The sequence below is a fragment of the Aeromonas sp. QDB23 genome, from assembly GCF_027707745.1.
GTDB classification, from domain to species: Bacteria; Pseudomonadota; Gammaproteobacteria; order Enterobacterales; family Aeromonadaceae; genus Aeromonas; species Aeromonas allosaccharophila.
Window position 1 is genome coordinate 1 of sequence record NZ_JAPCJA010000114.1, and the last position, 3,558, is coordinate 3,558.

2 protein-coding genes and 4 pseudogenes are annotated in these 3,558 nt (G+C 59.4%); 3 read left to right on the forward strand and 3 right to left on the reverse strand.

The genetic code is table 11. The features are described 5' to 3' along the window. Window positions 1–381: 381 nt before the first annotated feature. The 3 genes and pseudogenes from PG888_RS22505 to PG888_RS22515 form a co-directional block, all read left to right on the forward strand. Window positions 382–750 (forward strand): annotated as a pseudogene (locus PG888_RS22505) (recombinase family protein); the annotation flags it as partial. Beyond that, window positions 751–1,002, forward strand: a pseudogene (locus PG888_RS22510) (Tn3 family transposase); the annotation flags it as partial. 393 nt (window positions 1,003–1,395) lie between these two features. Beyond that, a complete protein-coding gene (locus tag PG888_RS22515; RefSeq protein ID WP_259584250.1) occupies window positions 1,396–2,871 on the forward strand; it encodes a HAMP domain-containing methyl-accepting chemotaxis protein in 1,476 nt (491 codons plus the stop codon). 91 nt (window positions 2,872–2,962) lie between these two features. On the opposite strand, the gene PG888_RS22520 is transcribed toward PG888_RS22515, so the two are convergent. The 3 genes and pseudogenes from PG888_RS22520 to PG888_RS23195 all read right to left on the reverse strand — a co-directional run. Then, window positions 2,963–3,100 carry a hypothetical protein gene (locus tag PG888_RS22520; protein WP_259584249.1) on the reverse strand — a complete coding sequence of 46 codons (138 nt, stop codon included), beginning with the start codon at window positions 3,098–3,100 and terminating at the stop codon, window positions 2,963–2,965. 81 nt (window positions 3,101–3,181) lie between these two features. Next, window positions 3,182–3,229, reverse strand: a pseudogene (locus PG888_RS23270) (hypothetical protein); the annotation flags it as partial. 34 nt (window positions 3,230–3,263) lie between these two features. Next, window positions 3,264–3,488 (reverse strand): annotated as a pseudogene (locus tag PG888_RS23195) (protein UmuC); the annotation flags it as partial. Window positions 3,489–3,558 lie beyond the last annotated feature (70 nt).

The window sequence follows — 3,558 nt, forward strand, 5'->3', positions numbered from 1 at the left end:
AGGTAGTCGAAAGAATATTGGCATCTTTTGGGAGTTCTAAGTTTCGACCCGTCACTGGTAAATTCTGGCGCATAAGAGCCTCAAGAGTTGGCTGTTTTATTTTATTGTGTTCGGCATTAAGCCCAATTTCTTTAGCGTTACGATAAAGCTAGCATGGACACGATAGGTGCAGCAAGTTAAGGGTTGCATTGCGCATGTAAATCTAGGTTATACCCTAACTGGATGTCAGGCAAGGCCGCGCCGCTTCGTCAGAATAGAGTCATCTTTCGCATTTTTTGACACATGCCCGCGAAGGTCATAGATTTCAGCCTGACAGAAACGGGGTTTGAGGCACAACGGAACAGAAGGAGCACTTAAGCCGCCTTCAACCAAGGAGACATCGTGCAGGGGCACCGCATCGGCTACGTCCGGGTCAGCAGCTTCGACCAGAACCCGGAACGCCAGCTGGAACAGACCCAGGTGAGCAAGGTGTTCACCGACAAAGCCTCGGGCAAGGACACCCAGCGCCCCCAGCTCGAAGCGCTACTGAGCTTCGTCCGCGAGGGCGACACCGTGGTGGTGCACAGCATGGATCGTCTGGCCCGCAACCTCGACGACCTGCGCCGCCTTGTACAGAAGCTGACCCAGCGCGGCGTACGCATCGAGTTCTTGAAGGAGGGGCTGGTATTCACCGGCGAGGACTCGCCGATGGCCAACCTGATGCTGTCGGTGATGGGGGCCTTCGCCGAGTTCGAGCGTGCGCTGATCCGTGAGCAGCAGCGCTACCGGGCCAGCGGCCTCAACCTGGTGACGGCGGCTATCGTGCTGTGGAACACGGTGTACCTGGAGCGCGCCACCCAGGGGTTGGTCGAGGCCGGCAAGCCGGTGGACGGCGAGCTGCTGCAATTCCTGTCGCCTCTGGGCTGGGAGCACATCAACCTAACCGGCGATTACGTCTGGCGGCAGAGCCGCAGACTGGAAGACGGGAAGTTTCGGCCCCTACGGATGCCCGGAAAACCTTAGCGTACGATTTTTTCCGAATTCTGCGGGCTCCCCTAAATCGAATGTCAGCAAGCTCTTGAACGCCGCAGACGGGAAGAAGCTGAATTAAGCAACACATTGAAGCACTGAGCAAGCGGTTCCGTGTTTCCCCACCCTTGTTCTTTTAGCCTGGAAGGTTCGCCGCCGGGCCGGTGCCGGGGATGGCCAGCGGTTTGCCTGGTGCGGGAGTCGCCGGTCACCCCTCAATGCCTTGGTGCGACATTGAGCGCCGGGGGGCTGGTGTTTCGCCTGGGAGGTTCGCCGCCGGGCCGGGGCCGGGGATGGCCAGCGGTTTGCCTAGTGTTCTAGTTCACATCCTTCCTAAGCGGTGCCGAAGAGAAGTTTCATATCATCAGTACCCAAATCATACCGGAAATGCTCGATAGTGCGGCACTCAAGCAAAACCTGGATGATGTCCGGCGCTTGGAGCTGCGCTTCATGTTGCTGGGCAATGGGGCCAATCTACCTCAGGAGGAGCAGTTGGTGGCCGAGACGGTGACCCGGGTGCAGCAGAGCCTGGCGGATTATGAGAGTGATTTGCGCACCCCGGAGCAGCGGACGCTGTTCGAGGAGTTGCGCAACAAGTGGCAGGCTTATCTGCCCCTGCACCAGGAGATCATGAGCCTGAAGCGAGAAGGGCAGACCGAGGTGGCGGCCCAGAAGTCGGTGGCATCCGTTGCGCTCTACTATGGGCTTACCTCCCTGGTTGGCAAGCTGATGGAACTGAGCCAGCAGCAGGCTAGTGCCATGGAGGCCCAGTTTGACCGTGCCAATGAACAGGCCAAGCGCTGGATCGTCGGTACGCTACTGGCGGCGGCGTTGCTGGTGTTTGGGCTGGCCTACTGGCTCTCCGGCCAGATCAGAAAGCCGCTGGCGCACCTGGTGGAGCAGGCCAATCGGGTCTCCAGAGGCGATTTGAGCGGCACGCTGGATCCGCGCTGCTTTGCTCGCGACGAACTGGGTCAGCTGGCCTCGGCCTTTGGCAGCATGCATACCCATCTGCGGACCCTGATTACCGATGTGGCCGCTGCCGTTCACCAATTGGGAACGGCGGTGGAGGAGGTCAATGCCATCGCTACCCAATCCTCTCAGGGGGTTGCCCAGCAGCTCCAAGAGATCGATCAGTTTGCCGCCGCCGTCAACGAGTTGCAATCCACGGTGCAGGAGGTGTCGCGCAACTGCAACGAGGCGGCCAACTCGGCCAGTACGGCGGCGGGGGACTCCTCGGCGGGGTTGCATGCCGTGCAGTTGGCCATCAAGGATACCGGTGTGGTGGCGCAGAAGCTGGAGCAGGCCGGGCAGGTGGTGGATCATCTGCAGCAGGATAGCCAGAGCATCGGTGTGGTGCTGGAGGTGATCCGCTCCATCGCCGATCAGACCAACCTGCTGGCGCTCAATGCCGCCATCGAGGCGGCACGGGCCGGTGAGCATGGTCGGGGTTTTGCCGTGGTGGCCGACGAGGTGCGCACCCTGGCCAAGCGAACCCAGGACTCTACCAGCGAGATCAACCGCATCATAGATCTGCTGCAGAGCCGGGCCCGCGAGACGGTGGAGAATATGGATCATAGCCGTCAGTTGATGGACACCACGGTGAACAGTACCTCGGATGTGGGCTCCATAATCCACAAGGTCACCGAATCGGTGGCGCTGATCTCGGACATGAACACCCAGATTGCCACCGCCACCGAGGAGCAGAACTCGGTGACCGAGGATCTGAACCGCAACATAGCGGTGATCCATGAGGCGGCCAACGAGGTGGCCAGTGGCGCCGAGCAGACGGCCTCCGCCTGCCTCTCCCTGAGCCAGTTGGCCGAACAGCTGCAGGGACGGGTTGCCCAGTTCCAGTTGTAAGCGTGGTGTGCTGTATCCAGTTCCTGCCGCCGAATGGCGGCAGGAAACCCAATGAAATCAGATAGATACAAAATAATCAAGTAACTTCTCATTAAGTCGTGGCGATGGGCTCCTTTTGCCGCTGGTTGATCAGTTCAGCTAGCGGCACAAATGGACCACCATTTATCCTCTCCTGCAGATATTTCCAGAACGACATACCCAACTTTCTGCAGGTATTTTTCAGACTCATAAATGTATCCCGGCAACGTCTCCCTTCCTCGCTGCGGGTGCTTCCGCTCACCTTTCGCTTCTTCACATGACCCCGGATGTCCCGCTCGCTACCATTGGTGTGCAACGGCACCTCCGGCCGCTTCAGCACCAGCAATAATTCGTCCTTGTGTTCGCGTAACCGCTTCAGCAGCCGGTTCAACGGTCAGCTCTGCGCAAGGCAGGCCACGCAGCTCCTGTACGATCCGCTCGACCACCACGCCGTATTGGGCGCGTAACCCTTTGGCATCGCTAGCCACCAAGTCGGCCACGGTGTTGATGCCTTGTGCCACCAACTTGGCCCCCAAGCGCCGCCCTATGCCCCACACCTCGTCCACCGGGGTGATAGCCATCAGCCGGGCACGGTGCATATTCCGGCCGATCATGAACACCAATTCCGATTCAACGTGAACACCATTTCCGGACCAATGTGAACGCTCA